Below are 23,122 nucleotides of genomic sequence, written 5' to 3' on the forward strand. Positions count from 1 at the left end.
GATGGTGGCGCCTACGGCCGGTAGGGTCCGGCGAACAGGTGCGCGACGAGCTCACCGCGGCTGGAGATCCCCGCCTTGCCGAAGACAGCCTTGAGGTGACCGCGAACGGTGTGGGGAGAGATGAACAGGGCCGTGGCGATCTCGGCGGTGGACAGGCCCCGTGCCACGAACTGGGCGACCTCGAACTCCCGGGGCGTCAGCCCGTACGCCTGGGCGACGATGACCGCCAGGTCGCCGGGGGACGCGGGCTCGATCACGAGCGCCGTAGGACCCGGCCGTCCGCCGGGACCGCTCAGGCATGAGGCGCGGCAGGTCAGCCACTGCCTGTCGAGAGTCCGGATGCGAATCCTGGCGTTGCCCCGATCGTGGCCCTGGGCTATGGCCCGCGCCTGCAGAGTCGTGCCGATCAGCCAGATGGGCAGCCTCAGCCCGAGCGCCGTGGGCATGGACGGCCCGTCCGGCATCAGCGCGAGATAGCGCCGCGCCTCCTCGTTGATCGACGTGGCCTCGCCGTGCTCGTCGAACAGCAGCAGGCCGGGTGCGCGGGCGCCGGGGTCGCCGTCCGGGCCGGACGGATGGGCGAACCTGCGCAGCCGGTCGGCGAGCGGTCCGGACAGGTCGGCCAGCAACGCGATCTCGCGCGCGCCGAACGCCGGGCCTCCCCGCATGCGGAACAGGCTGACCACGCCCCACGGCCGGTCGCCGATCCTCAGCACGGCCCGCAACTCGTCGTCCACGCCCTGGTCGCCGAGCAGGCGGCGGAAGCGGGCGCTGCGCGCGGGCAGGTCGCCGGTGGCCGCGCGCAGACCGGCCACGGGGACGGCCGCGCGGGCGAGGTCACGGAACGGCAGGACGTTCTCCTCCAGGAGCTCGCTCTGCCAGTAGGCGGCGCATCCTTCGCCGGCGCCGAGGTTCTCCACCACCATGGGCGCGGTGACCAGGCCCGTTTCCGGATCGGTGGCCGTCCACACCGCGGCGTCGAACGGCAGGTGGCGCCGCAGCCTGGCCGAGGCGCGCCTGAAGAGCTCGCGCGCGTCGGGAGCCCGCTCGGCGGCCGACAGGATCTCGGCGTGGCGGGGCGCATGCGTCATCGAGCTTCCTTCAAGGGCTGCGGGCGGGGGCCGGACGAGGGTCAGCCTGTCTGTTCTCCCTGCCTCCGCCAACCCCTCATTTGAGGGGGTCATTCCTCGCCGATCCCCCGCAAGCGGGTAATGGAGCGCGGTCACGGCCCGTACGAGCCTCGGAGGGACCTTTCGGGCTAACAAGGGAGAACGTTGTGCGTATCGCGATCATCGGAGGCGGCGCCGCCGCGGTCGGCCTGGTGGACGCGCTGGCCGTGGGTGAGGCCGGATCGGCGGCGGGGGAGGTCACGGTGTTCGAGCCGTCCCCGCACCTGTGGCGGGGACGCCCGTACGGGCCTGATCTCGACAGTGTCCTGGTCAACGTCCCGCCCGTCATCATGTCGATCCGCTATCTGGACGCCGGGCACTACGCCTCCTGGCTGGGGCCGGAGCGAGCCGCCACCCACCTGGACGAGCTGCTGGGACAGCCGCTGGTGCCGCGCGCGCTCTACGGCTCGTACCTGGCCGACACCGCCGAGGCCGCTCTGGCCGCGCTGCGCGGGCGAGGGTGGCGGACGCGCGTCGCCGCCGCCCGGGTCGTCGCGGCGGCCCGCTCCGGTGGCGGCGCCGGGCTGAGGGTGCGCACCGAGGACGGGCACGAGCATCCGGCCGACCAGGTGGTGTTGTGCGTGGGCGGGGGGACGCCGCAGGACCACTACGGCCTGGGTGGCGCCGCTGGGTTCGTGGCCGATCCGTATCCGCTGGCGTACACGCTCGGCCAGGTCCCGGCCGAGGCCGACGTCGCGGTGATCGGCAGCGGGCTGAGCGCCGTGGACGTGGTGGTGTCGCTCACCGCGCGCGGCCACGCCGGGCGGATCGCGCTGGTGTCGCGGAGCGGCATGCTGCCCCACGTCTGGCAACGTCCTCTCGGCCATCGGCCCGTGCACGTGACCGTCGAGCGGGTGGAGGCGCTGTGCCGTGAGCACGGCGGCGTCACCCTGGATGATCTCACCGGGCTGCTCCGCGCCGAACTGGGCACGGCGGGGGAGGACTTCGCGCATTTCGCGGCCGAGGTGCTGGCGGCGGGGTCGGAGGAGCCCGTACGGCGGCTGCGGCGGCAACTGGCCGCCGTCGCCGACCCGCGGATCGGGCGGCGGGTGCTGCAGGAGACCGCCCACACCGTCGGCCCGTACGCCTGGCGGCTGCTGCCCGAGCCCGACCGCGAACGGCTGCGCGGGCACTACCGCCTGGCCACCGGTCTGGCTTCGCCCATGGTGCCGGTGAACGCCGCCGCGCTGCTGCGGCTGTTCGAGGCCGGGCAGCTCACCATGGTGGCAGGCGTACGCAAGATCGAGGCGGCGGAGGGAGGGTTCCGGGTCCGGGGCGACGGCGGCGACCTGAACGCCGACGTCGTCGTCAACGCCGTGAACCCGCCGCCCCAGGCGGTGCCCCGCGCCGCCGAGCCGCTGGTCACGTCCCTGCTCACCGACGGGCTGGCCGTGCTGCACCCGTCGGGCGGGCTGGTCCCCGCCGATCCGCGCCTGCACGTGGTGGGCGACCTGGCCGGCGGCGGTTCGTTCATCACCTCGGGCATCCCCGGGGTCGCCGCGGCGGCCGCCCGTTCCGCCCGCGGACTGCTGGCCACGCTTACGGGCTGATCAGTCGCGGGGGGCCGCGCCCGAGATGGTGACCTCGTTCAGCACCGTGCAACCTGGACCATGTGCGTGCTATGTTGAATAAACATTTACTCAACGAGGTGGGTATGTCCAGGACGCGAAGTGCGCAGGCGGCATGGCGCCGGGAGCAACTGCTGGACGCGGCCTTGCGCGTGTTCGCCGACAAGGGCGTGGACGGGGCCACGGTCAAGGACGTGGCTCAGGCCGCCGAGGTGACCCCCGGCCTGCTGTATCGCTACTTCGAAAGCAAGGAGGCGATGGTGGAGACGCTCCTGTCGGAGCGGGGCTTCCTTCCCCGCCTGCGGGAGCTACGGACACAGCACCACGACACCCGGCCGGCTGCCGTGGTGCTGACCGAGTTGCTGGAGGCGTTCGACCGGCTGTTGGCCGACAACGCCGAACTGATGGCCGTGTTCTTCAGCGCCGCCCAGGCCCGCGTGCCGCTGGCGACCCTGGCGGGTGAGGGCCAGCGACTCATCGGCGGCTTCCTGCTCGAACGCATCGATGCCGGCGAGCTGCGCCCGCACGACACGGTCACGGCCGCGAGGACCCTGTTCGCTACTGTCGCCGTCAACCGGCGGCTGGGCACCCCGATTGACATCGCAGCCCTGGTCGGGCTGCTGTTTCCGGAAGAAGGATGAGATGCGCGCACAGTGCTGTGTCGTCGGGGGCGGCCCCGCGGGCATGATGGCCGGGCTGCTCCTGGCCCGTCAGGGCGTGGAGGTGATCGTGCTGGAGAAACACGCGGACTTCCTGCGCGACTTCCGCGGCGACACCGTCCACCCCTCCACCCTGCAACTGATCGCCGAACTAGGCTGGATCGAAGAGTTCCTGGATCTTCCGCACACCAAGATGCCGCAGGTGACGGTCAACATGGGCGGCCGGGACGTCACCTTCGCCGACTTCAGCCGGTTGAACGTGCGTTGCCCCTACATCGCGTTCATGCCGCAATGGGACGTGCTGGACTTCCTGGCCGGCAAGGCCGCGGCCTACCCCTCCTTCCGCCTCCTGCGTCGCGCCCAGGTCACGCAACTGCTCACGGATCAGGGACGGGTGACCGGCGTCCTGGCCGACACCGCCGACGGCCCCGTGGAGGTGCGGGCCGACCTGGTGATCGGCGCCGACGGCCGCCACTCCACCGTACGGGCCCGCGCCGGCCTCGCCCCGGTGAGCACCTCGCCCCCCATGGACGTGCTGTGGTTCCGCCTGCCCCGCCGCCCGCAGGACCAGGTGCCCTTCTTCCAGGGCGGCAAGGGGGCACTGATCTCCATCGACCGCGGGGACTTCTGGCAGATCGCCTACACCATCCCGGCGGCCGCTTTCGAGGAGCTCAAGACCGCCGGGCTGCCGGCGTTCCGGGACCGGGTGGCGCACCTGGCGCCCGCGCTGCGCGACCGCGTGGAGGAGATCCACGACTGGGAGGCGGTGCACCATCTGAGCGTCCGGGTGGACCGGCTGCCACGCTGGCACCGGTCAGGACTGCTGTGCATCGGTGACGCCGCCCACGCCATGTCGCCCGCGGGCGGCGTGGGCATCAACCTGGCCGTGCAGGACGCAGTGGCCACCGCCAACCTGTTGGGCCCGCTTCTCGCCAGAGGCGGCACACCACAAGACGCCGACCTGGGCCGGGTGCAGTCACGCAGAGACCGCGCCGCGAGGATCACCCAGGCCTTCCAGCTCGGCATCCTGCGCGACCTCTATCCCAAGGACCTGGGCGACGACACGACGCGGCACGTGCCCCCGATCTTCACAGCGTTCCGTACGCTGCCGCCGCTGCGCCACCTCCTGGGTCGTTTCATCGGCATGGGCGTCCGCCCAGAGCACATGGCCGCATGACCGACCATCCTCTTCCGGCGCCGTGCGGGACACCACCGCCCGGCAGGGGGGAAGTCCCACTGGCCGAGTTCGGCAGCCGTCGTCGCGCACGCCTCCAGGTCGCAGTTGTCGAGCATCCACAGACCCATCGCGACGAGGCTCACGGCGTGGACCGGCATCAGCACGCCTTCGTAACCCGATGGCAGAACGTCCTGCGGGGTGTCGGCGCCGATCAGCGCGACCTCCCGTTCGTGCAGCCACGGCAGGCAGGACGCGTGCCACCCGGCCTGGGTGAAACCGCTGACCGCACCGGTCTCGTGCCGGACGCGGCCGTAACCGGTCCGCAGGAGCACCGCATCGCCGGATCGCACCCGCACACCCTGGCGACACTCGGCCTCCTCCAGATCGTCGGGGAACACCCCCTGCCCCGGTTCCAGCCACGGCACATCCCGCGCGCTCGCGACGTCCAGCAGGACACCCCGCGTGACGATCCCGTTCGCCGCCGCCGTGACGGCCGCCCACGCCGAGCCCGTCGCGGCGTCGACCAGCGCGTGCGACCGCCCGTTGTACATCGCGCCGTCCCAGAAGATGTGGCACGGCGAGTCGACGTGGGTGAGGGTGTTGCCGTGGAACGTGACGCCGATCCGCTCGGACGAGAAGCCCCAGTGCCGGTCATGACGGAATCCGGGCGCCGGCATGTTCTCCGCACCCGGCATGTCCGCGGCGCACGGGCACGCCGTCGTCGACCGCTCCATGTCCTCCGGTACGGCGACCTCCCATGCGCACGACACGCTCCTGCCGTGGCGCACGGCCCGCGCCGCCGCCAGCCGGACGTCGTCGGTGATGTGGTTCAGCGTGCCGAGCTCGTCGTCGTCGCCCCACCGTCCCCAGTTCGACAGCGTGTCGAAGTATCCGAGCACGTCGTCCTGCGTGGGCACCGGTCGCCCTGCCGTCATCCCGGCATCGACTCCTCCGGTCACGCGGTCGAGGCACCGAAGGCAAGGTATCGCGCCCTCTCCTTCGACATGCCAAGGTCCGCTTAGCCGGTGTGCTACCTGGGTCGGCCGCAGTGCTCCGGCCTTCAGGCCGGGGTGGAGAGCCGCTCCGCCCCACGCCTCACTACCGTGACTTCGCATGACCGACACCGAGATCGAGATCACCGCAGACCTGGTACGCGACCTGCTGCAGGAGCAACATCCGGACCTTGCGGGGCTGGCGGTCCGCGAGGTGGCGGGCGGCTGGGGCAACCAGATGTGGCGCCTCGGGGACGAGCTGGCCGTGCGCATGCAGCGCATGGACCCCACCCCGGAGCTCCAGCTCAAGGAGCGGCGGTGGCTCCCTGTGCTGGCCCCGCGCCTGCCGCTTCCGGTGCCGACCCCGGTGCGGTCCGGCGAACCGTCCGAGCGCTTCCCCAAGCACTGGACCGTGATGACGTGGGTTCCCGGCGAGCCGCTGGACCACGGCTCGATCAGCCGCGGCGCCCACGCGGCCGACACGCTGGCGGGCTTCCTCAGGGCGCTGCACGTGGAGGCGCCCGCCGAGGCCCCGGCCAGTTCGGACCTCGGCGCTCACCCCAAGGGGTGCACGGGCGGCTTCGAGCAGTTCTTGCAGGCCGTCGACGCCGTCGGCGATGTCCGCGCCGTCCGGGCCGTCTGGGACGACGCCGTCGCGGCTCCCGAGTGGGAGGGCCCGCCGGTGTGGGTGCACGGCGACCTCCATCCCGCGAATGTCGTCGTCACGGACGGGACGCTCTCAGGCGTCATCGATTTCGGTGCCTTGTTCGCCGGCGATCCCGCGTGGGACCTCGCCGCCGCGTGGTTGCTGCTCCCCACGGGCACCGCCGCACGGTTCTTCGACACGTACGGGCATGCGGACGAGGCGACGATCCGGCGCGCCCGCGGGCTGGCCGCCATGAAGAGCCTCTTCCTGATGCTCATGGGCCAGAACGGAGACCGGGGCCTTCCCGGCGGCAAGCCGAACTGGGGACCTGCGGGCCGGGCAGCACTTGATCGCGTTCTGAAGGGCTCTTAATCGTCCCGGTTCTCAATTCTGATCACCAAGGGAACCGGCGGCGATGCCGTCGACGGTCAGGTCCGTCAGCGCCGCGATGGCCGCGGCGGCGGTGGCACGCCCCCGGTTCAGCTCCGCGGCGATAGCCTCGGCCGCGCCCAGCACGCCGACGCAGCGGAGCCGGAGGGCTTCCTGCGTGAGCTCGGTGTACGGCCGCAGGGCGCGGGCCATCAGGTCCGTGTAGCCGTCGAGCAGCTCGCGCTCGATCGCCTCCATCTCCTGGTTCCCCTTGAGGGCGGCCGAGATGGCGGTCCACTCCGGCATGTCGGTGGCGCAGGCGAAGTAGGCGGCGCTCAGGACGCGGGCGATCTCGCGGGGGACGGCCGGGGCGTCACGCAGGGCCGCCTCCGCGGCGGCCCGGTGCCGCTCGTCGAGCCGCCGGTAGAGCGCGATCAGCAGGCCGGGACGGGTGCCGAAGTGGTCGTAGACGACTGGCCTGCTCACTCCGGCGGCCTCCGCCAGGCTGACCAGCGTGAGGCTGTCGGTAGTGGAGCACTCCGTACTGATCATGGGCGGATCCGGCCAGGCGGGGGCGGGGACCGCGACCCTCCTGCGCCGGTGGTACCCGGAGCTGCCGCTGACGATCGCGGGCCGCGATCTCGGCCGCGCCCGGCGGGTCGCCGACGAACTCGGCGGCGCGACAGCCGCGACCATCGATCTGCGGCGGGGCGACCTCGGCCTCCAGGGGACCGACGGCTACTCGGCGGTCGTGGCAACGGTGTGGGACAGCCACCTGAACGGACTGCGTTTCGCACAGGACCGCGGCCTGCCGTACGTCAGCATCTCCAGCGGCCTGGTCGACATCGGACCCGAGGTGGTCGCCGCCGGCCTGCGAGCCGGCGCGACGCCGGTCCTGCTGGCCGGCCACTGGTACGCGGGACTCGTCGTCCTCGCGGTGCTCGGCCTCGCCGGGGAGTTCGACCGGCTCGACACCATCGAGGTCGGCGGCGTGCTGGACGAACAGGACAGCGGCGGGCCCGCGGCCGTGGCGGACATGGAACGCCTGCTGGCCGCCACCTCGGCGGGGCAGGTCCGCCGCGACGGCGTCTTCCACTGGGTCGGCGGCCCCGATGCGGAGGTGGAGGTCACCGGCGTCGACGGCGCCGTGCTGCCCGGCCGGATCGTCCCCATCCTCGACGTGCCGAGCCTCGCCCTCGCGACGGGCGCGCCCAACGTCCGCTTCGCGTTCGCGATCGGCGAATCGGCGGGCAGACGGCGCGGCGGGCCCCCGTCCGCGGAGGTCAGGATCGACCTCGAAGGCGTGGACCGCGCGGGCGCGCCACTCAGGACGAGCCGCTACCTCTTCCACCCGGAGGGGCAGCGCCCGCTGACGGCGCTCGGTGTCGCCCTCGGCGTCGAGCGACTGCTCGGCCTGCGCGGCGCCCCCGTGCCGCCCGGCCTCCATACCCCCGAGGCGTTGATCGACCCCGGCTACGCGGCCGGGCGGATGGCGGAGATCGGCGCCACCTTCACCGGCGATCGCTGACTCCGGCGATCGAGAATCGCGGCCGGCTTCACGCCCGATCCCATCACCTTGAACGATCGTACTATTTGTACTATCGTTCAAACATGATGAGAGCGAAAAGGACGTGATGACGCGCCAACAGTTCACGCGGGCGGGGGCGCGCCAGTGGGCGGGCCTGGGCCTGCTGGCCATGCCGACGGTGCTGCTGGGACTGGACGTGACCGTCCTGTACCTGGTGGCGCCGAGCATGGCGGCCGACCTGTCCCCGTCGGCTGCCCAACTGCTGTGGATCATGGACGCGTACGGGTTCCTCGTCGCCGGGTTCCTCGTGACCATGGGCACGCTGGGCGACCGGATCGGGCGGCGCAGGTTGCTGGAGATCGGGGTGGTCGCCTTCGCGGCGGCCTCGGTGTTCGCCGCGTTCGCCCCCACGGCCGAGCTGTTGATCCTCGCGCGAGCCCTGCTGGGGGTGGCCGGGGCGACGCTCATGCCCTCCACGCTGTCGCTGATCTCGAACATGTTCCCCGACGCGCGTCAGCGCGCGGTCGCCATCGGGGTCTGGGCCACGATGTTCGCGCTCGGGATGGCCGCCGGGCCGATCGTGGGCGGAGCCATGGTGGACTCCTTCTGGTGGGGAGCGCCGTTCCTGACGGCGGTGCCCATCGCCCTCGCCGTCCTGGCCGGGGCACGCGCACTGCTTCCGGAGTACGCGGCCCCGTCCACCGGCCGGCTGGACCTGATCAGCGTGGGTCTGTCCCTGGCGGCGATCCTTCCGGTCGTCTACGCCGTCAAGCGCATCGCCTCCGACGGCCCCGGCGGCCCGACCCTCGTCTACGCCCTGGCGGGCGTTCTGGCCGGGATCGTGTTCGTACGCCGTCAACGTCGCCTCCCCGACCCGCTGCTGGACGTGTCGCTGTTCGGCGACCGGGCCTTCACCGTGGCCTTGAGCGTGCTGCTCATCGGCCTGGTCGGAGTCGGGGGTTCGATGTACCTGGTCACGCAGTACCTCCAGCTCGTCCAAGGGCTCACGCCCTTCGACGCGGGGCTCTGGATGGGACCACCGGCGCTGGCGATGTTCGCCGCCGCCATCGGCGCTCCTCTGGTCGCCCGGCGTTTCCGCCCCGGCTCGGTCATGGGCGCCGCACTCGGGGCGTCCCTCGCCGGCTACGCGCTGCTCGCCACTGCGGGACTCGACGACGAGGTCCCCGTGGCGGCCGGCTTCACGTTCGTCTATCTCGGGCTGGGCGCCCTCGCCGCCCTGGGCACCGACATGGTGGTGGGCGCGGTGCCGGCGGCGCGATCCGGGTCGGCGGCGTCGATCTCCGAGACGGTCCAGGAGCTCGGCATCGCCGTCGGCGTCGCCCTGCTCGGCAGTCTCACCACCGCCGTCTACCGCACTCGGGTGACGGTGCCCGGAGATCTGACGTCCGAGACCTCCGGCGCCCTCACCGACAGCCTGAACGCGATCCTGGCGATCAGCGACAGCCTTCCGCCCGGGACCGTCGAGGCGGCCCAGCAGGCCTTCACCAGCGGACTCAACGTCGCTTCCCTGGTCGCGGGGATCGCCATCGCCGTTGCCGCGGTGCTGTGCCTCGGGATGCTGCGTCACGTGCCCACACTCGGGGAGGCGCGGAGCCGCGACACCGACGTTTGAACGATGGTCCGACTATCCTTTTGGGTCGGACCGAGGAGCGGCATGGGCGACACCACCGACGACAGCGAGCACATCGACGGCCGCCGCGCGCGTGGCGAGAGACGACGCGCGGAGATCATCGAGGCCACCCTCGCCGTGGTCACGCGCGACGGCGCGGCAGGCGTCACCCACCGCACGGTCGCCAAGCAGGCCGGCACCACGACGTCCCTGAGCACCTACTACTTCGCGACCCTCGACGATCTGCTCGTCGCCGCTCTCACGAGTGTCGCCGACGCCTACACCGCCCGCATCCGCGACATCATCGACAGCCCCGGCGACAAACTCACCGGCCTGGCCCACCTCATCGCCGAGTCCGGCGGTCCCGGACGTGAACGCGCCCTGGCCGAACGCGAGCTGGCGACCCTGGCCGCCCGCCGCCCCGCACTACGCCCCGTGGCACGACGCTGGCGGGAGAACATCGCCGAGCTCGCCACCACGCTGACCGACGACCCTGCGGCCATCGCCGCCCTCGTCGCGGCTTCCGACGGACTGTGCACCGCGATCCTCCTCGACAACGCCCCCGCCGACCCTGATCACATCCAGGCCGTCCTGCGACGAGCCGTCCGGTGACCGTACGGCCGCGGGATCAGCGGGACTCCGCGAGCAGGTGCACGACACCGGCCGGGTTCTTGATCCAGTGGGTTCTGGAGTCGAGGCCCTCCAGGGGCTCGACCTCGTCACACGGGTGGATGCCACTGCCGGCCAGTCTGGCCGCTGCCGCGTCCAGGTCATCGGTGTGCAGCTGCAGCCACAGGTCGGGCCGACTGTAGTTGTCCACGCAGTCGAGCCACAGCGTATTGGGTCCGAACCGTACCGAATGAGTTCTCGAGACGGTCGGAGCGTACGAGACATCATCCTCTTTGACCTCGAAGCCCAGGGTGTCGCGGTAGAAGGCCACGGTGGCTTCGTACTGGGCCTTGGGGATCTTCATGGCGATGTTCAGGCCGGCGGTGAATTCAGGCTTGTTCATTGTCGCTCGACTCCTTCGTGTCGGTGGCGTCCAGTGCGAGCTCCAGCGCGGTCAGCCGGTCGTCCCACCGGTTGGCGAGCATGGCCAGCCAAATCTGCGCCGTGCGAACGGGGGCTGATTCCAGCCGGTAGGGATGGCGACGGCCGGCCGGTTCTCCTGGGCTGATCAGGCCCGCTTCGGCGAGCTGGCCGAGGTGCTTGGCGATCGCCTGGCGGCTGATCGGCAGCCGTCGTGCCAGGTCGGTGACGGTGGCGGGCCCGGCGCGGGCGAGCTCCTCCAGCAGTGCGCGCCGCGTCGGATCGGTGAGCGCCGCGAACACCGCGACGGCCTGCCGTTCTGGATCAGGCTGCCGCATCGAGGTAGGTCTCCAGGTCGGCGAGCTCGGCGTCCCATCCCTGACTGTTGGCCTGGTGGGCGGAGCGGGCCACGTCGGCGGCGGCCTGGGCGAACCCGCTCTCCACCAGGCGCAGCCGGGTGCCGTCCGGTATCGGTTCCAGGGTGAAGTCCACAAGCGTCCGGGGTGCGTCGTCCTCCGGCAGACCCTCGATCGCCCACCTGAACGCGAAACGGCGTGGTGGGTCGACCACCACGATGGTGGCGACGGATTGGTCGCCGAGGTCGTCCCAGCGGAAGAACGCGCGCCCACCGGGCCGCAGATCTATCTCCGCCACCGAGCCGAACCACCGCGAGAGCCCTTCCGCGGTGGTCAGCGCGGCCCACACCCGCTCGACGGGGTGCCGCAGCACCACCACCCGTTCGATCGCGTCCGAACCCATGTCACCCTCTTTCGCAACCTGTAGGTTGCCATCAATGGCAACCTACAGGTTGCGATCGTCACCCACAAGCCGCCATCGAGCGCTGTCAGGACCTGCTCGGCCACGGCGGCCCGGACGGTCCGCGAAATCGGCACCGGGTTCTGCCGCAACCCGTGATAAACAGGCTCGACATGGAATTCTTCTGTTACCACCGTGACCGGCCCGGCTCCGCGGCGCTGCGCGAGAAGCTCACCGAGGAGCACTGGTCCTACATGGACCGCTTCGACGCGCGGCTGATCGCCCGCGGCCCCACCCTCGACGGCGACACGGCCACCGGCAGCGTGCACATCGTCGACCTGCCGGACCCCGCCGCCGCGCGGGCGTTCGCCTTCGACGAGCCCAACTACCAGGCCGGCGTGTACCGTGACGTGCTGCTGCGCCGCTGGCGCAACGTCCTGGGCCGCACCATGTGGGACTTCCCCGGTGGCCGCGAAGGCGGCAGCCGCTATCTCGTTCTCGGCCTCGGCACGGGCCAGGCCGCCGACCTCCTTCCACCGCCCGACCGGCAGGACGACCTGATCGCCTACGGGTCACTGCTGTCCGACGACGGCGCCACCTGGCTGGGCACGGCAGCCTTGATCCGGGCGGGGGATAGGGACACGGCCCGCACCGTCCTGACCCCGGACCGCTATGCCGATGTCGAGGTCCACCACTGGGAGTTCGGCGGACGACGATGATCAACGGCGGTGGCGCCTGCCGTCACACGGCAAGCTCGTCCAGGATGGCGGCGGCCTGCTCGGCAGCGCGTCTTTCGTACTCCCGCGCGAGCACCTGGAAGAGCTGTTCGGCCCGGATGGCCGGCCAGTCCGAGGGCAGGTGCTCGGCCGGCAGGTGGGGATCCTGGCGGACGAGTTGCAGCCAGTCGGTGTGCAGCAGCAACTGGCGGGCGAGGTCGTCCGGCGCGCCGGGGAGCGGCCGAGGGACGTCCCACTGGGCGAGAAACGCCCGGTAGCGTCCGGCGATCCGCTCGATGTCGAAGGCCTTCCTGACGAGGTCGGCGGCCTCGGTCGGCTTGAAGGCGCGGGCGGTCAGCACGGTGACGTGGTCGCCCAGCTCAAGCGAGGCGATGATGTCCGTGACGTCCTTCTCGCCCGGCGCTATCCACAGCCCGTTCTGCAGCAGGCCGAAGCCGTTCCAGATCAGCTGAGAACGCAGGTCGTTCCGGGTGCTGCGCCGGCTGTCCGGCAGCGAGAACCCGACGACCGTCCAGGTGCCGTCCCAGTCGCGGTTCACCGCGCCGGTCTCCCACACCCGTCTGCGCCCATCCTTCAGCACGTCCGCGGCGTGCGGGGCGAGCCCGAAATACACCTTTCGTCCCCGTCGGTGCCTGATCAGCAGGTTGCGCTTGACCATGCGCGCGAGCGTCGACCGTACGGCCTCCTCGGAGACGTTGAGGCGGGCGAACACGTCTATGACGCTGCCGGAGTAGACGGCCACGCCGCGGTCCAGCACGTAGATGCCGAGAAAGCTGAACATCAGGGACTGCGGGCGCCGGAACTGCGCTGTCAGGTCGTCTTCGCCACCGAAGGTCACAGCCAAAGGGTAGACGGTTCTCAACGTCAGGCAAATCTTTGACGGCAGTCACATAAGTGCCATAGATTCGGCGATGTCAGGCTTCCCTGCGAAAGGTGAGGTGCATGGATCTGTCGGGCAAGGTGGCCGTCGTCACGGGCGCGGGTCGTGGCCTCGGGCGGGCCTACGCCGAGGCGCTGGCGGCGGCCGGGGCGGCGGTCATCGTGAACGACCTGGACGGCGACTCGGCGGCCGGAGTCGCCGGTGGGATCATCGCGGCGGGGGGCAGGGCCGCGGCCGTCGTCGCCCCGGTCGGCTCCGCCGAGGCCGCCGAGCGGCTGGTCGCCACGGCCGTCAAGGAGTTCGGCCGGCTGGACGTGATGGTCACGAACGCGGGCATTCTGCGGGACCGGGTCCTGTGGAAGATGTCCGACGAGGACTTCGACGCGGTGATCGACGTGCACCTGCGGGGCACGTTCACCTGCGCCCGGGCGGCGGCGGTGCGGATGCGCGAGCAGGGGACGGGCGGACGGCTGATCCTCGTCTCGTCGCCCGCCGGTCAGCGCGGGAACTTCGGCCAGACCAACTACGCCGCCGCCAAGGCGGGCATCGTCGCCATGGCCCGGACCTGGGCGATGGAGCTGGCCAGGGCGAACATCACGGTGAACGCGATCGTCCCGGTCGCGGCGACGGAGATGACCAAGACGATCCCGGCCTTCGCCCCGGTCATCGAGGAGTCGGAGCGGACCGGGCGGCCGTTCCCGGAATGGCTGCGCAGGGGCGAGGGCCTGGGCACGGTCGGGGACGTCGCCCCGCTCGTCGTCTTCCTCGCGTCCGACGCCTCCGCGGAGGTGACGGGCCAGGCCATCGGCATCGGCGGCGACCGGCTGGCGCTCTGGTCCCACCCCGGCGAGAAGGCGGTGGCCTACGCCGACGGTGGCTGGACGGCCGACGCGATCGCCGCCTCATGGCGGACGGGCGTCGGCGCCGATCCCGAGACGTACGGCGTGCCCGCGCCCAAGGTCCCCGAACAGAAGACGGCGGAGAGCTGAGATGCCGCGGATGAACGTCGGCGAACTGGTCGCGATCGACGTGCACACGCACGCCGAGGTCTCCGCCGGCGGGCACGTCTCGCTGAGCGCGGAGCTGTTCGGCGCCTCGGAGAAGTACTTCAAGGAGCACCCCAGGCCGACCATCCCCGAGATGGCCGCCTACTACCGAGAGCGCAAGATGGCCGCGGTGGTGTTCACCGTCGACGCGGAGCACGCCACCGGCCACCCTCGCATCTCGAACGAGGAGGTCGCCGAGAGCTGTGCCGAGCATGCCGATGTGCTGATCCCGTTCGCCAGTGTCGATCCGTGGAAGGGCCGGGCGGGCGTCCGCGAGGCCCGCCGGCTCGTCGAGGAGCACGGCGTGCGCGGCTTCAAGTTTCACCCCAGCATCCAGGGCTTCGCGCCCGACGACCGCATGGCCTATCCCCTCTACGAGGTGATCCAGGAGTCCGGCGCGATCGCCCTGTTCCACACGGGCCAGACGGGTATCGGCGCGGGCGTGCCGGGCGGGGGCGGGATCCGGTTGAAGTACTCCAACCCCATGCTGGTGGACGACGTCGCCGTGGACTTCCCCGACCTGAAGATCGTGCTGGCCCATCCGTCGTTCCCCTGGCAGGACGAGGCGCTGGCCGTCGCCACGCACAAGCCCCAGGTCTACATCGACCTGTCCGGATGGTCGCCCAAGTACTTCCCGCCGCAGCTCGTCCGGTACGCGAACACGCTGCTGAAGGACAAGGTGCTCTTCGGATCCGACTATCCGGTGATCACCCCGGACCGCTGGCTCGCCGACTTCGGCAAGCTCGAGATCAAGCCGGAGGTCCGCTCCCGCATCCTCAAGGACAATGCCGCGCGCCTGCTCGGGCTGGGTGCGCAGGAAGGGACGACACGGTCATGACCACGACGGTGCACGGACTCGGCGAGATCAAGGCGCTCGCCGGGGCGGACCTCGGCCGCAGCGAATGGCTGGAGATCACCCAGGAGCGGGTGAACACCTTCGCCGACGCCACCGACGACCACCAGTGGATCCACGTCGATCCCGAGCGGGCGAAGGAGGGGCCGTTCGGCGGTCCGATCGCCCACGGCTATCTGACCCTGTCCCTGGTCATCCCGCTTTTCACCGAGTTGCTCGACATCCGGGGCGTGACGATGAGCGTCAACTACGGACTGGAGAAGGCCCGCTTCCCCAGTCCCGTCAAGGTCGGCGCCAAGATCCGCCTCGCCGCCGCCGTGGCGTCGGTGGACGACGTCCCCGGTGACGGCGTCCAGATGCTCCTCGACTTCACCGTAGAGATCGACGGCTCCGCCAAGCCCGCCTGCGTCGCGCGCGTGATCTACCGTCACTACGCCTGACCGGGCGAAACGTACGGCCCGCGCCCGGCGCGGCGAGCGCGGCGCACCCCACCCCCCGCCCATATTGGGCAAAGTATTGACGTCCGTTATGGATCTGCCTAACCTCCGGACAAGCAAGCGAGAGTCTTAGCTCGCTCCCGGACGAGGAGCTCGGTCATGCCGAACCTGCCAGTCACATCCCCCAACCGGATCCAACTCCGACGCGCGGTCGCCTCAAGCTTCCTGGGCAGCGTCATCGAGTACTACGACTTCTTGCTGTACGCCACCGCCTCGGCCGTGGTCTTCAGCAAGGTCTTCTTCTCCTCTCTCGACCCGCTCACGGCGACGGTCGCCAGCTTCGGCACCTTCGCCACGGGCTACCTGGCCAGGCCGCTCGGCGGAGCGATCTTCGGCCACTTCGGCGACCGGCTGGGCCGCAAGCGCATGCTGGTGCTGAGCATGACCCTGATGGGCGTCGCCAGCTTCCTCATCGGCCTGCTCCCCACCTACGCGCAGATCGGCGTCCTCGCGCCCATCGCACTCGTCGTACTCCGGATCCTGCAGGGCGTCGCGGTCGGCGGTGAATGGGGCGGAGCCGTGCTGATGTCCGCCGAGCACGCGACCAGCCGTCGCGGACTGTGGGCGAGCTTCACCAACGCCGGAGCCCCCTTCGGCATGGTGCTGTCCACCGCGGCGCTCGGCGGCACGGCCGCCGTCCTGGGCGAGGAGGAGTTCCTCAGCTGGGGCTGGCGGGTGCCGTTCCTGATCAGCGTCGTCCTGCTGGCGGTCGGCCTGTTCGTCCGGCTGAGGGTCGAGGAGACCCCGGTGTTCAAGGCCGCCGCGGACCATGGCTCCCGAGCGCCGCTGCTGGACGTGCTCCGCCATCACCCGAGGACTCTCCTGCTCGGTGTGGGCGTCGGTCTGTCCGCCTTCGTGGCGCAGGGCACGCTGACCACCTATCTCATCGCCTACGGCGTGCGGGCCGGCTTCCCCCGGCCGGACGTGCTGAACGGTCTCACGCTCTCCTCGGCGCTGGCCGTCCTGAGCATCATCGGGTGGTCGGCGCTGTCGGACAGGGTGGGACGCCGTCCGGTCGTGCTGGCCGGCGCACTCCTCATGGCCGTGTTCGGCTTCGTCCTCTTCCCGATGGTGGACGCCGGCAGCGTCGCCGTCCTCACCGTCGCGCTCGTGCTGGGCCAGGCGGTCATCCACCCGATGATGTACGGCCCGCTCGCGGCGCTGTACACCGAAGTCTTCGCCACCAGGAGCCGCTACACCGGAGCCTCGATGGGCTACCAGCTCGCCGGGCTCGGCGCCGGCCTGGCCCCGCTGCTGTTCGCCCAGCTCGACGCGTCCACCGGCGGGGGAGGGACGATGATGATCTCGGTGATCATCGCCGCCTCCTGCCTGCTGACGGTGGTCTGCCTCCTGGCCCTGGGCGAGACCAGCCGCCGCGACCTGACCGCCGTCGCCCCGGCGGCGCGCGCGACCGACCCGGCCGAACCGTCCTCCACCTGACAGGAGTCGCCGATGCGTAACGCCGGACTGGGCGGCTGGCCGGCCCGCCGGGCGCGGATGAGCCCGAACCGCACCGCCATCGTCTTCGACGGCCGGGCGGTCACCTACGCCTGGGTGCACGAGCGGACGACAAGGCTCGCATCGAGTCTGCGCGGCGCCGGGGTTCGGACCGGGGACCGGGTCGCCTACCTCGGCCCCAACCACGTCGCCTTCGCCGAGACCATGTTCGCCACGCACCTGCTCGGAGGGATCTTCGTCCCGCTGAACTTCCGGCTGACCGCATCGGAGATCGCCTACATGGTGGAGGACTCCGGCGCCTCCGTCCTCGTCTACGCGCCGGAGTGCGCCACGGTCGTACGCGATCTTCCGGGACTCCCGGGACTGCGCACGGCCGTGGCGCTGGAGTCGCCGGCACCGGGGGAGCGGGAGTACGAGGCCTTTCTGTCGGGAGGCGATGCCACGCCGATCGACACCCCGGTCGCGCTCGACGACATCGCTCTCATCCTCTACACCTCGGGCACGACCGGGCGTCCCAAGGGGGCGATGCTCAGTCACGCCAACCTGGTGTGGAACTGCTTCAACATCATGGTCGGGGTCGACGTGGCGAGCACCGAGGTGACGCTGATCAGTGCGCCGCTCTTCCACGTCGCGGCGCTGAACCAGACGTTGCTGCCGACCTTCCTCAAGGGCGGCACCTCGCTGATCATGCCGTTCTGGGACGTGGACTCCTGCTACGACCTCATCGAGAAGCACCGCGTCACCTGGATGTTCGGGGTCACCGCGATGTTCGCAGCCCTCGCGCGGTCGCCGCGGTGGGCCGACGCCGACCTGTCCTCGCTGCGGACCCTGATGTCAGGGGGAGCGGCGATCCCGGTCGCGTTGATCCGCACGTACCAGCAGCGGGGCTTGGTCTTCTGTCAGGGCTACGGACTGACGGAGACCTCGCCGGGCGCCACCTTCCTTGAGGCGGGTGAAAGCGTGCGCAAGGTGGGGTCGGCCGGCGTGCCGGTGTTCTTCGCCAACATACGCGTGGTCCGGCCCGACGGCAGTGAGGCCGAGGCCGGCGAGGCGGGCGAAGTGCACATCCAGGGGCCCAACGTCACCCCCGGCTACTGGCGGAACCCGGAGGCGACCGCCGCCGCGCTGACCGAAGGAGGCTGGTTCCGCTCCGGGGACATCGCCACCCTCGACGACGAGGGGCACCTTCACATCGTCGACCGGCTGAAGGACATGTACATCTCCGGCGGGGAGAATGTCTATCCGGCCGAGGTGGAGGGTGTGCTCTTCGGGCATCCCGCCGTGGCGGAGGCCGCCGTGGTGGGGGTGCCCGACGAGAAATGGGGCGAGGTCGGCCGGGCCTTCGTCGTCCCCCGTGACGGCGTCGCCCTCACCGCGGCAGAGCTGGCGAACTTCCTCCGTTCCCGGCTCGCAAAGTACAAGATCCCCGTCTATTTCGACATCGTGGACACACTGCCGAGAACCGGCTCAGGCAAGATCCTCAAACCCGAGCTTCGAACACGGCTCCTGCCGCCCGGCGCGGCACCGCCCCGATCGCCGTCCTCCGCGTCCCCCGACCGTCAGGAGCACAGATGATCAGAGGCGGCTATCCGCCCGAGGGCAGCGCGCCGCCCGCGAGTTGCGCGCCACCGGTGAGCATCCCCGCAAACGGACCGCCCAGCCGACCGACTCCCTGACCGCCCACGAGCCGCACATCGCACGGCTGGTGGCCACCGCAGCGACCTCCCGGGAGGTCGTTGCGCCAACTGTTCCTCAGCCCACGCACGGTTGAAGCCCACCTCCGCGACATCTTCCGGAAGCTGGACATCACCTCCCGCCGGCAGCTCAGAGAACTGCCGCTTCCCTGACCAGACAGGCAGACCACGGTCAGGCACCGGGTTGGGTCGACCGGGTTAGGCACTTCTCCCTGACGCGAAGTAGCGTCGGCTGCGCGAATCCGACCTTCCACGTGGCGAGCGGGGAGCGCTACCGATCTGATTCGTCTGGCCCCGGGCAACCCACGGTGGACCCGAGATGACGACCTGTCACAGCACCGAAACAGGAGGCTCAACGAACAATGTCCATCGACGTCAACGTGACCAGGAATCCGGACCGGCGGCGCTACGAAGCCTCCGTCGGCGAGACGACGGTCGCCGGATTCATCGACTACCAGGAGACCAGCGAGATGATCGTCCTGGCTCACACCGAGGTCGACCCGACCTTCGAGGGTCGAGGAATCGGCGGCGCCCTGGCTCGCGCCGCGCTCGACGACATCCGCGAACGAGGACTGAAAGCGCTGGTGATCTGCCCCTTCATCCTCAGTTGGCTGCGCAATCACCCCGAGTACCGCGACCTGCTCTACAACTCGGCACCGTCCAGGGCCGGCGACTAGGTGGCATGACCGACCTGACCCTCGACCCGGTGACCGTGCCGCCGGGATTCGACGGCCGGCAGCGAAGCTCCTCGATCGTGCCGGCGTCAACCCCCGTCTCGTCGTGAGTACGACCGGGAGTTCGTCCGCCGCGGCCGCACGGGCGACGGTGCCGTCCAGGCCGCGATCGCGTCGTCGCAGGCCCGCGGGTGGACGGCTACCTCTACTTCCCCGCCCCCCGCGGCGGCGGTTCCTGACCCACTGGCTCGAACAGCTCTGAATTCTCTGGGGTCCGAGGTGTCCCCCGGGAGGCCGCCTATTCGTCGCCTGGATGTGAGCGACAACTTGTCCGGCCTTCCGCGCGGCATCGACGTCGGTCTCCAGATCGACAGCCGATGGTGAGGCACCCAGGGCACATCCGCCGCAAGGAGCCGTCCGGGCTGCTGGTCACCGTCATCCTCTTCGCGCTCGCCGCGCTCGTCGCCTGGGGCCGGTTCGACCCCTACGCCGGGTGACCGCCCTCGGCAGGCATGGGCGTCCGGTACTTGGGTGACCGCTCCAACGCGCGCGGACGTACGAGCCGGGATCTGTGCCTTCCGTAACCGGCGGACGGCGTCCTGTCCTGAAAGGAGGTGCGGCCGATGCGACGCGACCCCGTCTGGACCTGACGAGGTGATCCCGCGGTGGGGTGGTGATGTCTGCGACGAAACAGGCGGGTCACCACCCACCGCGGTGAGCCGGCGCCTGCCCGCGCGGGTTGCCGGAAACATGGCAGGACCTGCCGCAGTGCTGGTTCGTCGAGGACAGCCGAGGAGGACCGGACGGAATCGTCGTACGCCAAAGTGCTCGCGATAGGCGAGTTTCGCGGTTTATGGCTGGGCGGGTTACTGTCGCGAGCGGGCAGCCAGCTGGCGCGCGTCGCGCTGGCCGTCCTCACCTACGAGCGCAGCGGCTCGGCCGCCGTCACCACGCTCGTCTACGCGATGACGTTCGTGCCCGCGCTGATCGGAGGGCCCGCGCTGGGCTGGCTGGCCGACCGCTACCCGCGGCGCGAGGTCGTGATCGCCTGCGATGCGATCAGGACCGTCCTCATCGGATTCATCGCACTGCCCGGCCTCCCGCTGCCCGCGTTGTGCGCCCTGGTCTTCGCCTCCCAACTGCTCGACTCGCCGAGCAGGGCGGCACGCGTCTCGCTGACGCCCGAAGTGGTGCCCCGCGAGCTCTACCAGACCGGAGTGGCGGTCCACCAGCTCAGCGACCAGGTCGTGACGCTGCTCGGCTTCGCCGGCGGCGGCATCGTGGTGGCGCTGGTCGGCGCGGAAACGGCCATCCTGATCAACGCGGCCACGTTCGCCGCCGCCGCGTCACTCACCCTGGCCACAGGGCGCCGGCGCCCGGCGGCCGCGGGAAAGCAGCCGGTCTCCCTCCTCGGCGGGCTGCGGCTGGTGGCCGGGCATCGCGCGTTGCGCAGCCTGCTCGGCCTGGCCATGTTGTCGGGCTTCCACGTCATCCCCGAGGCGATCGCGGTGCCGTACGCCGCCTCGTTGGGCCTGGGCACCACGCAAGCGGGGCTCCTCATGGCCGCCCTGCCCGCGGGCAACGTCATCGGCGTGTTCGTGCTGTCCAGATTCCTCACCGAATCGCGGCGGATGGCGCTGATGGCCCCCATGGCGGTGCTGGCCGGCGTGCCGCTGGTGGCCAGCGCGGCGGACCCCGGCTACGTGCCCTTGCTGCTCCTGTGGACGGGGTGCGGGGTGCTCACCGGCTACCACGTGGCGGCCAACGCGGAGTACGTGAGGATCGCTCCGCCGGAGAGCAGGGGACAGGCGGTCGGCCTGGCCTCCTCCGGCATGGTCGCCGCCCAGGGGCTGGGCATCCTGCTCGGCGGCCTTCTCGTCGAAGCGGCCGGACCGGAGTACGGCCTGGCGATAGCCGGCGCCGCTGGACTGATCGCGGGAGTGCCGGTACTGCTGGCCTGGAACAGGGCCGTCAAGGCCTCGCCCCCGTCCACCTGATCACGATGCTCAAGATGCCGGTGATCTCCGGGTTGTTCGTGCCGCGGCAGCGCGAGGTGGCGTTGATGAAGGAGATGGATCTCGCCCACCCCGGTCCCGCGCGGCCGGCCCCCGCGCACGCCTGAAAGGTGCCGCACGGAGTCAGGGGGCGGGCGGAAAATCGCTACCTTGGCAACAAACGGGTGGTGTCCCCTGCGCGGCCGCTCGTTCGTCGTACTGATGAGAGCCCACTGCCTTGGAGGTCGCGATGCAGTACGCCCTGCTGATCTATGCCGAGCCCGGCTACCTGGAGACGTCGTCGGATGAGGAGCGTGAGGCGGCGTACGCGGAGTATTTCGCGATGGCCGACGACGACCGCTACGTCAGTGCCGCGCAGTTGCAGCCCGCGGAGACGGCGACCTGCGTGCGGCTGTCCGGCGGCCGGACGCTGATGACCGACGGCCCGTTCGCCGACACCAAAGAGGTGCTGGGTGGCTTCTGCCTGATAGAGGCCGCCGACCTGGACGAAGCGCTCGAATGGGCGGCGCGCGTCCCGGCCCTGCGGTTCGGCGGCACCGTGGAGGTCAGGCCGGTGGTGCGGCTCTGAGCGTGCTGGAGGAGGTGTTCCGCGAGCAGTGGGGCCGGGTGCTGGCCTCGCTGGTCGGGTTCCTCGGTGACTTCGACCGGGCTGAGGAGGCGGCGCAGGAGGCCTTCGCCATCGCGGCGGAGCGCTGGCCGGCTTCAGGCGTGCCGGCCGCTCCGGGCGCGTGGCTGGTGACGACGGCCAGGAACCGGGCGATCGACCGGATCCGCCGGGAGCGCACCCTGGCCCAGAAGATCCTGCTGGCGGCGCCGGAGGCCATCATGGACGAATTCGACGACACGCTGATCAAGGACGAGCGGCTTGAGCTGATCTTCACCTGCTGTCATCCGGCGCTGCCGCTGGAGGGGCAGGTGGCGCTCACGCTGCGTGCGCTCGGCGGCCTCCAGACCGCGGAGATCGCCCGAGCGTTCGTGGTCTCGGAGGAGACCATGAAGCGGCGCCTGACCCGCGCGAAGGCCAAGATCAAGGCAACCGGGATCCCGTTCGCGGTCCCGGGCGCGCATCTGCTGCCCGAACGGCTCGACGCGGTGCTGGCGGTCATCTACCTGATCTACAACGAGGGCTACAGCGGCCGGGTCGATTTCGGCGCCGAGGCCATCCGGCTGGGGCAGGTGCTGGCCGGGCTGATGCCGCGAGAGCCAGAGGCACACGGGCTGCTGGCGCTGATGATGATCCACCACGCGCGGCGGCGGGCCCGGTTCTCCGGTGACGATCTCGTACTGCTCGACGATCAGGATCGGTCGTTGTGGGACCTGCCACAGATCGCGGCGGGCCGGGCGGCGCTGGATCGGGCGATGGCGCTGGGCGGGCGCGGCCCGTACGTCGTGCAGGCCGCCATCGCCTCGCTCCAGGCGCGTGAGCGGATCGACTGGCCGCAGGTCGCCGAGCTGTACCGGCGGCTGGCCGACCTGACCGGCTCGGCGGTGGTCGAGCTCAACCGTGCCGTGGCGGTCGCCCAGGCAGGCGATCCCGCCGCGGCGTTGCGTGCCGTCGATGGCCTCGACCTGGACGGCTACCTGTATTTCCACTCGACGCGCGGGGAGCTGCTGCGGCGTCTGGGCCGTGATGCCGAGGCCCGGACGGCCTACCGGCGCGCCCTTGAGCTGGCCGACTCGACCCCCGAGCGGCGGTTTCTGACCCGGCGCCTCGAACAGCTCTGAGCCTGCCGGTCCCTCCGAGG

Annotated in this window: 23 protein-coding genes and 2 pseudogenes; 18 read left to right on the plus strand and 7 right to left on the minus strand. The window is 70.9% G+C overall.

Annotated elements, in window-relative coordinates; genetic code table 11:
• Positions 1–11: 11 nt before the first annotated feature.
• The gene (locus AB0K05_RS37915) at positions 12–1,091 is read right to left on the minus strand and encodes a helix-turn-helix transcriptional regulator (RefSeq protein ID WP_364235849.1); all 1,080 of its coding nucleotides are present in this window, start codon (positions 1,089–1,091) and stop codon (positions 12–14) included.
• 185 nt (positions 1,092–1,276) lie between these two features.
• Between AB0K05_RS37915 and AB0K05_RS37920 the strand changes: the two genes are divergently transcribed.
• From AB0K05_RS37920 to AB0K05_RS37930, 3 genes and pseudogenes are all read left to right on the plus strand, one after another.
• Positions 1,277–2,719 carry an FAD/NAD(P)-binding protein gene (locus AB0K05_RS37920; RefSeq protein WP_271278734.1) on the plus strand — a complete coding sequence of 481 codons (1,443 nt, stop codon included), beginning with the start codon at positions 1,277–1,279 and terminating at the stop codon, positions 2,717–2,719.
• 104 nt (positions 2,720–2,823) lie between these two features.
• A complete protein-coding gene (locus AB0K05_RS37925) occupies positions 2,824–3,378 on the plus strand; it encodes a TetR/AcrR family transcriptional regulator (protein ID WP_271278735.1) in 555 nt (184 codons plus the stop codon).
• A 1-nt stretch (position 3,379) separates the two neighbouring features.
• Positions 3,380–4,504 (plus strand): annotated as a pseudogene (locus AB0K05_RS37930) (FAD-dependent oxidoreductase); the annotation flags it as partial.
• Here AB0K05_RS37930 and AB0K05_RS37935 read toward each other — a convergent pair.
• Positions 4,435–5,508, minus strand: coding sequence for a cyclase family protein (locus tag AB0K05_RS37935; protein WP_364235853.1), 1,074 nt, complete (start codon positions 5,506–5,508; stop codon positions 4,435–4,437). The pseudogene AB0K05_RS37930 and the gene AB0K05_RS37935 sit on opposite strands and share 70 nt — an antisense overlap.
• Before the next feature lie 178 nt (positions 5,509–5,686).
• Here AB0K05_RS37935 and AB0K05_RS37940 point away from each other — a divergent pair, with 178 nt between their 5' ends.
• Positions 5,687–6,583 carry an aminoglycoside phosphotransferase family protein gene (locus AB0K05_RS37940; RefSeq protein ID WP_271278737.1) on the plus strand — a complete coding sequence of 299 codons (897 nt, stop codon included), beginning with the start codon at positions 5,687–5,689 and terminating at the stop codon, positions 6,581–6,583.
• A 12-nt stretch (positions 6,584–6,595) separates the two neighbouring features.
• On the opposite strand, the gene AB0K05_RS37945 is transcribed toward AB0K05_RS37940, so the two are convergent.
• A complete protein-coding gene (locus AB0K05_RS37945; protein WP_271278738.1) occupies positions 6,596–7,132 on the minus strand; it encodes a TetR/AcrR family transcriptional regulator in 537 nt (178 codons plus the stop codon).
• Here AB0K05_RS37945 and AB0K05_RS37950 point away from each other — a divergent pair.
• The 3 genes from AB0K05_RS37950 to AB0K05_RS37960 all read left to right on the plus strand — a co-directional run bounded on the left by AB0K05_RS37950 (position 7,095) and on the right by AB0K05_RS37960 (position 10,350).
• Positions 7,095–8,108: a hypothetical protein gene (locus AB0K05_RS37950; RefSeq protein ID WP_271278739.1), complete on the plus strand. Its 1,014-nt coding sequence runs from the start codon at positions 7,095–7,097 to the stop codon at positions 8,106–8,108. The two genes, AB0K05_RS37945 and AB0K05_RS37950, sit on opposite strands and share 38 nt — an antisense overlap.
• 106 nt (positions 8,109–8,214) lie before the next feature.
• Complete coding sequence (locus AB0K05_RS37955) at positions 8,215–9,741, plus strand: MFS transporter (RefSeq protein WP_364235857.1); 1,527 nt, start codon at positions 8,215–8,217, stop codon at positions 9,739–9,741.
• Positions 9,742–9,783: 42 nt separating this feature from the next.
• Positions 9,784–10,350, plus strand: a complete 567-nt coding sequence (locus AB0K05_RS37960) for a TetR family transcriptional regulator (RefSeq protein ID WP_148031715.1) — start codon at positions 9,784–9,786, stop codon at positions 10,348–10,350.
• A 16-nt stretch (positions 10,351–10,366) separates the two neighbouring features.
• On the opposite strand, the gene AB0K05_RS37965 is transcribed toward AB0K05_RS37960, so the two are convergent.
• From AB0K05_RS37965 to AB0K05_RS37975, 3 genes are read right to left on the minus strand one after another with little or no spacing between them, the layout of a single operon-like run.
• Positions 10,367–10,750, minus strand: a complete 384-nt coding sequence (locus AB0K05_RS37965; RefSeq protein ID WP_148031714.1) for a VOC family protein — start codon at positions 10,748–10,750, stop codon at positions 10,367–10,369.
• Complete coding sequence (locus tag AB0K05_RS37970; protein WP_364235861.1) at positions 10,737–11,105, minus strand: metalloregulator ArsR/SmtB family transcription factor; 369 nt, start codon at positions 11,103–11,105, stop codon at positions 10,737–10,739. Before AB0K05_RS37970 ends, AB0K05_RS37965 begins: the two co-directional genes overlap by 14 nt.
• Complete coding sequence (locus tag AB0K05_RS37975) at positions 11,092–11,526, minus strand: SRPBCC domain-containing protein (protein WP_364235864.1); 435 nt, start codon at positions 11,524–11,526, stop codon at positions 11,092–11,094. Before AB0K05_RS37975 ends, AB0K05_RS37970 begins: the two co-directional genes overlap by 14 nt.
• A gap of 170 nt (positions 11,527–11,696) precedes the next feature.
• Between AB0K05_RS37975 and AB0K05_RS37980 the strand changes: the two genes are divergently transcribed.
• Positions 11,697–12,242 carry a YciI family protein gene (locus tag AB0K05_RS37980; RefSeq protein ID WP_364235867.1) on the plus strand — a complete coding sequence of 182 codons (546 nt, stop codon included), beginning with the start codon at positions 11,697–11,699 and terminating at the stop codon, positions 12,240–12,242.
• Positions 12,243–12,264: 22 nt separating this feature from the next.
• Here AB0K05_RS37980 and AB0K05_RS37985 read toward each other — a convergent pair whose 3' ends face one another.
• Positions 12,265–13,098, minus strand: a complete 834-nt coding sequence (locus tag AB0K05_RS37985; protein ID WP_364235870.1) for a PaaX family transcriptional regulator C-terminal domain-containing protein — start codon at positions 13,096–13,098, stop codon at positions 12,265–12,267.
• Positions 13,099–13,202: 104 nt separating this feature from the next.
• Here AB0K05_RS37985 and AB0K05_RS37990 point away from each other — a divergent pair, with 104 nt between their 5' ends.
• The 10 genes and pseudogenes from AB0K05_RS37990 (at position 13,203) to AB0K05_RS38035 (ending at position 23,102) form a co-directional block, all read left to right on the plus strand.
• Positions 13,203–14,129: an SDR family oxidoreductase gene (locus AB0K05_RS37990; protein WP_271278747.1), complete on the plus strand. Its 927-nt coding sequence runs from the start codon at positions 13,203–13,205 to the stop codon at positions 14,127–14,129.
• A 1-nt stretch (position 14,130) separates the two neighbouring features.
• Complete coding sequence (locus tag AB0K05_RS37995) at positions 14,131–15,024, plus strand: amidohydrolase family protein (RefSeq protein WP_333485736.1); 894 nt, start codon at positions 14,131–14,133, stop codon at positions 15,022–15,024.
• Complete coding sequence (locus AB0K05_RS38000; protein WP_271278748.1) at positions 15,021–15,479, plus strand: MaoC family dehydratase; 459 nt, start codon at positions 15,021–15,023, stop codon at positions 15,477–15,479. Before AB0K05_RS37995 ends, AB0K05_RS38000 begins: the two co-directional genes overlap by 4 nt.
• A 156-nt stretch (positions 15,480–15,635) precedes the next feature.
• Entirely contained in the window at positions 15,636–16,976 is a 1,341-nt protein-coding gene (locus AB0K05_RS38005) for an MFS transporter (RefSeq protein WP_148031708.1), read from the plus strand.
• Positions 16,977–16,988: 12 nt separating this feature from the next.
• On the plus strand, positions 16,989–18,569 hold the full coding sequence (locus AB0K05_RS38010; protein WP_364235875.1) for a long-chain fatty acid--CoA ligase: 1,581 nt from the start codon (positions 16,989–16,991) through the stop codon (positions 18,567–18,569).
• Between the two features lie 97 nt (positions 18,570–18,666).
• Positions 18,667–18,841: pseudogene (locus tag AB0K05_RS38015) on the plus strand (helix-turn-helix transcriptional regulator); the annotation flags it as partial.
• Between the two features lie 209 nt (positions 18,842–19,050).
• On the plus strand, positions 19,051–19,365 hold the full coding sequence (locus AB0K05_RS38020) for a GNAT family N-acetyltransferase (RefSeq protein WP_271278750.1): 315 nt from the start codon (positions 19,051–19,053) through the stop codon (positions 19,363–19,365).
• 821 nt (positions 19,366–20,186) lie between these two features.
• On the plus strand, positions 20,187–21,359 hold the full coding sequence (locus AB0K05_RS38025) for an MFS transporter (RefSeq protein WP_271280396.1): 1,173 nt from the start codon (positions 20,187–20,189) through the stop codon (positions 21,357–21,359).
• A gap of 247 nt (positions 21,360–21,606) precedes the next feature.
• Positions 21,607–21,945 (plus strand): YciI family protein, encoded by a 339-nt coding sequence (locus tag AB0K05_RS38030; protein WP_271280395.1) that lies wholly within the window; start codon positions 21,607–21,609, stop codon positions 21,943–21,945.
• A gap of 2 nt (positions 21,946–21,947) precedes the next feature.
• Complete coding sequence (locus AB0K05_RS38035; protein WP_271280394.1) at positions 21,948–23,102, plus strand: sigma-70 family RNA polymerase sigma factor; 1,155 nt, start codon at positions 21,948–21,950, stop codon at positions 23,100–23,102.
• Positions 23,103–23,122 lie beyond the last annotated feature (20 nt).

Origin of the sequence: Nonomuraea sp. NPDC049486 (assembly GCF_040676925.1) — a bacterium.
Taxonomy (GTDB): domain Bacteria; phylum Actinomycetota; class Actinomycetes; order Streptosporangiales; family Streptosporangiaceae; genus Nonomuraea; species Nonomuraea ferruginea.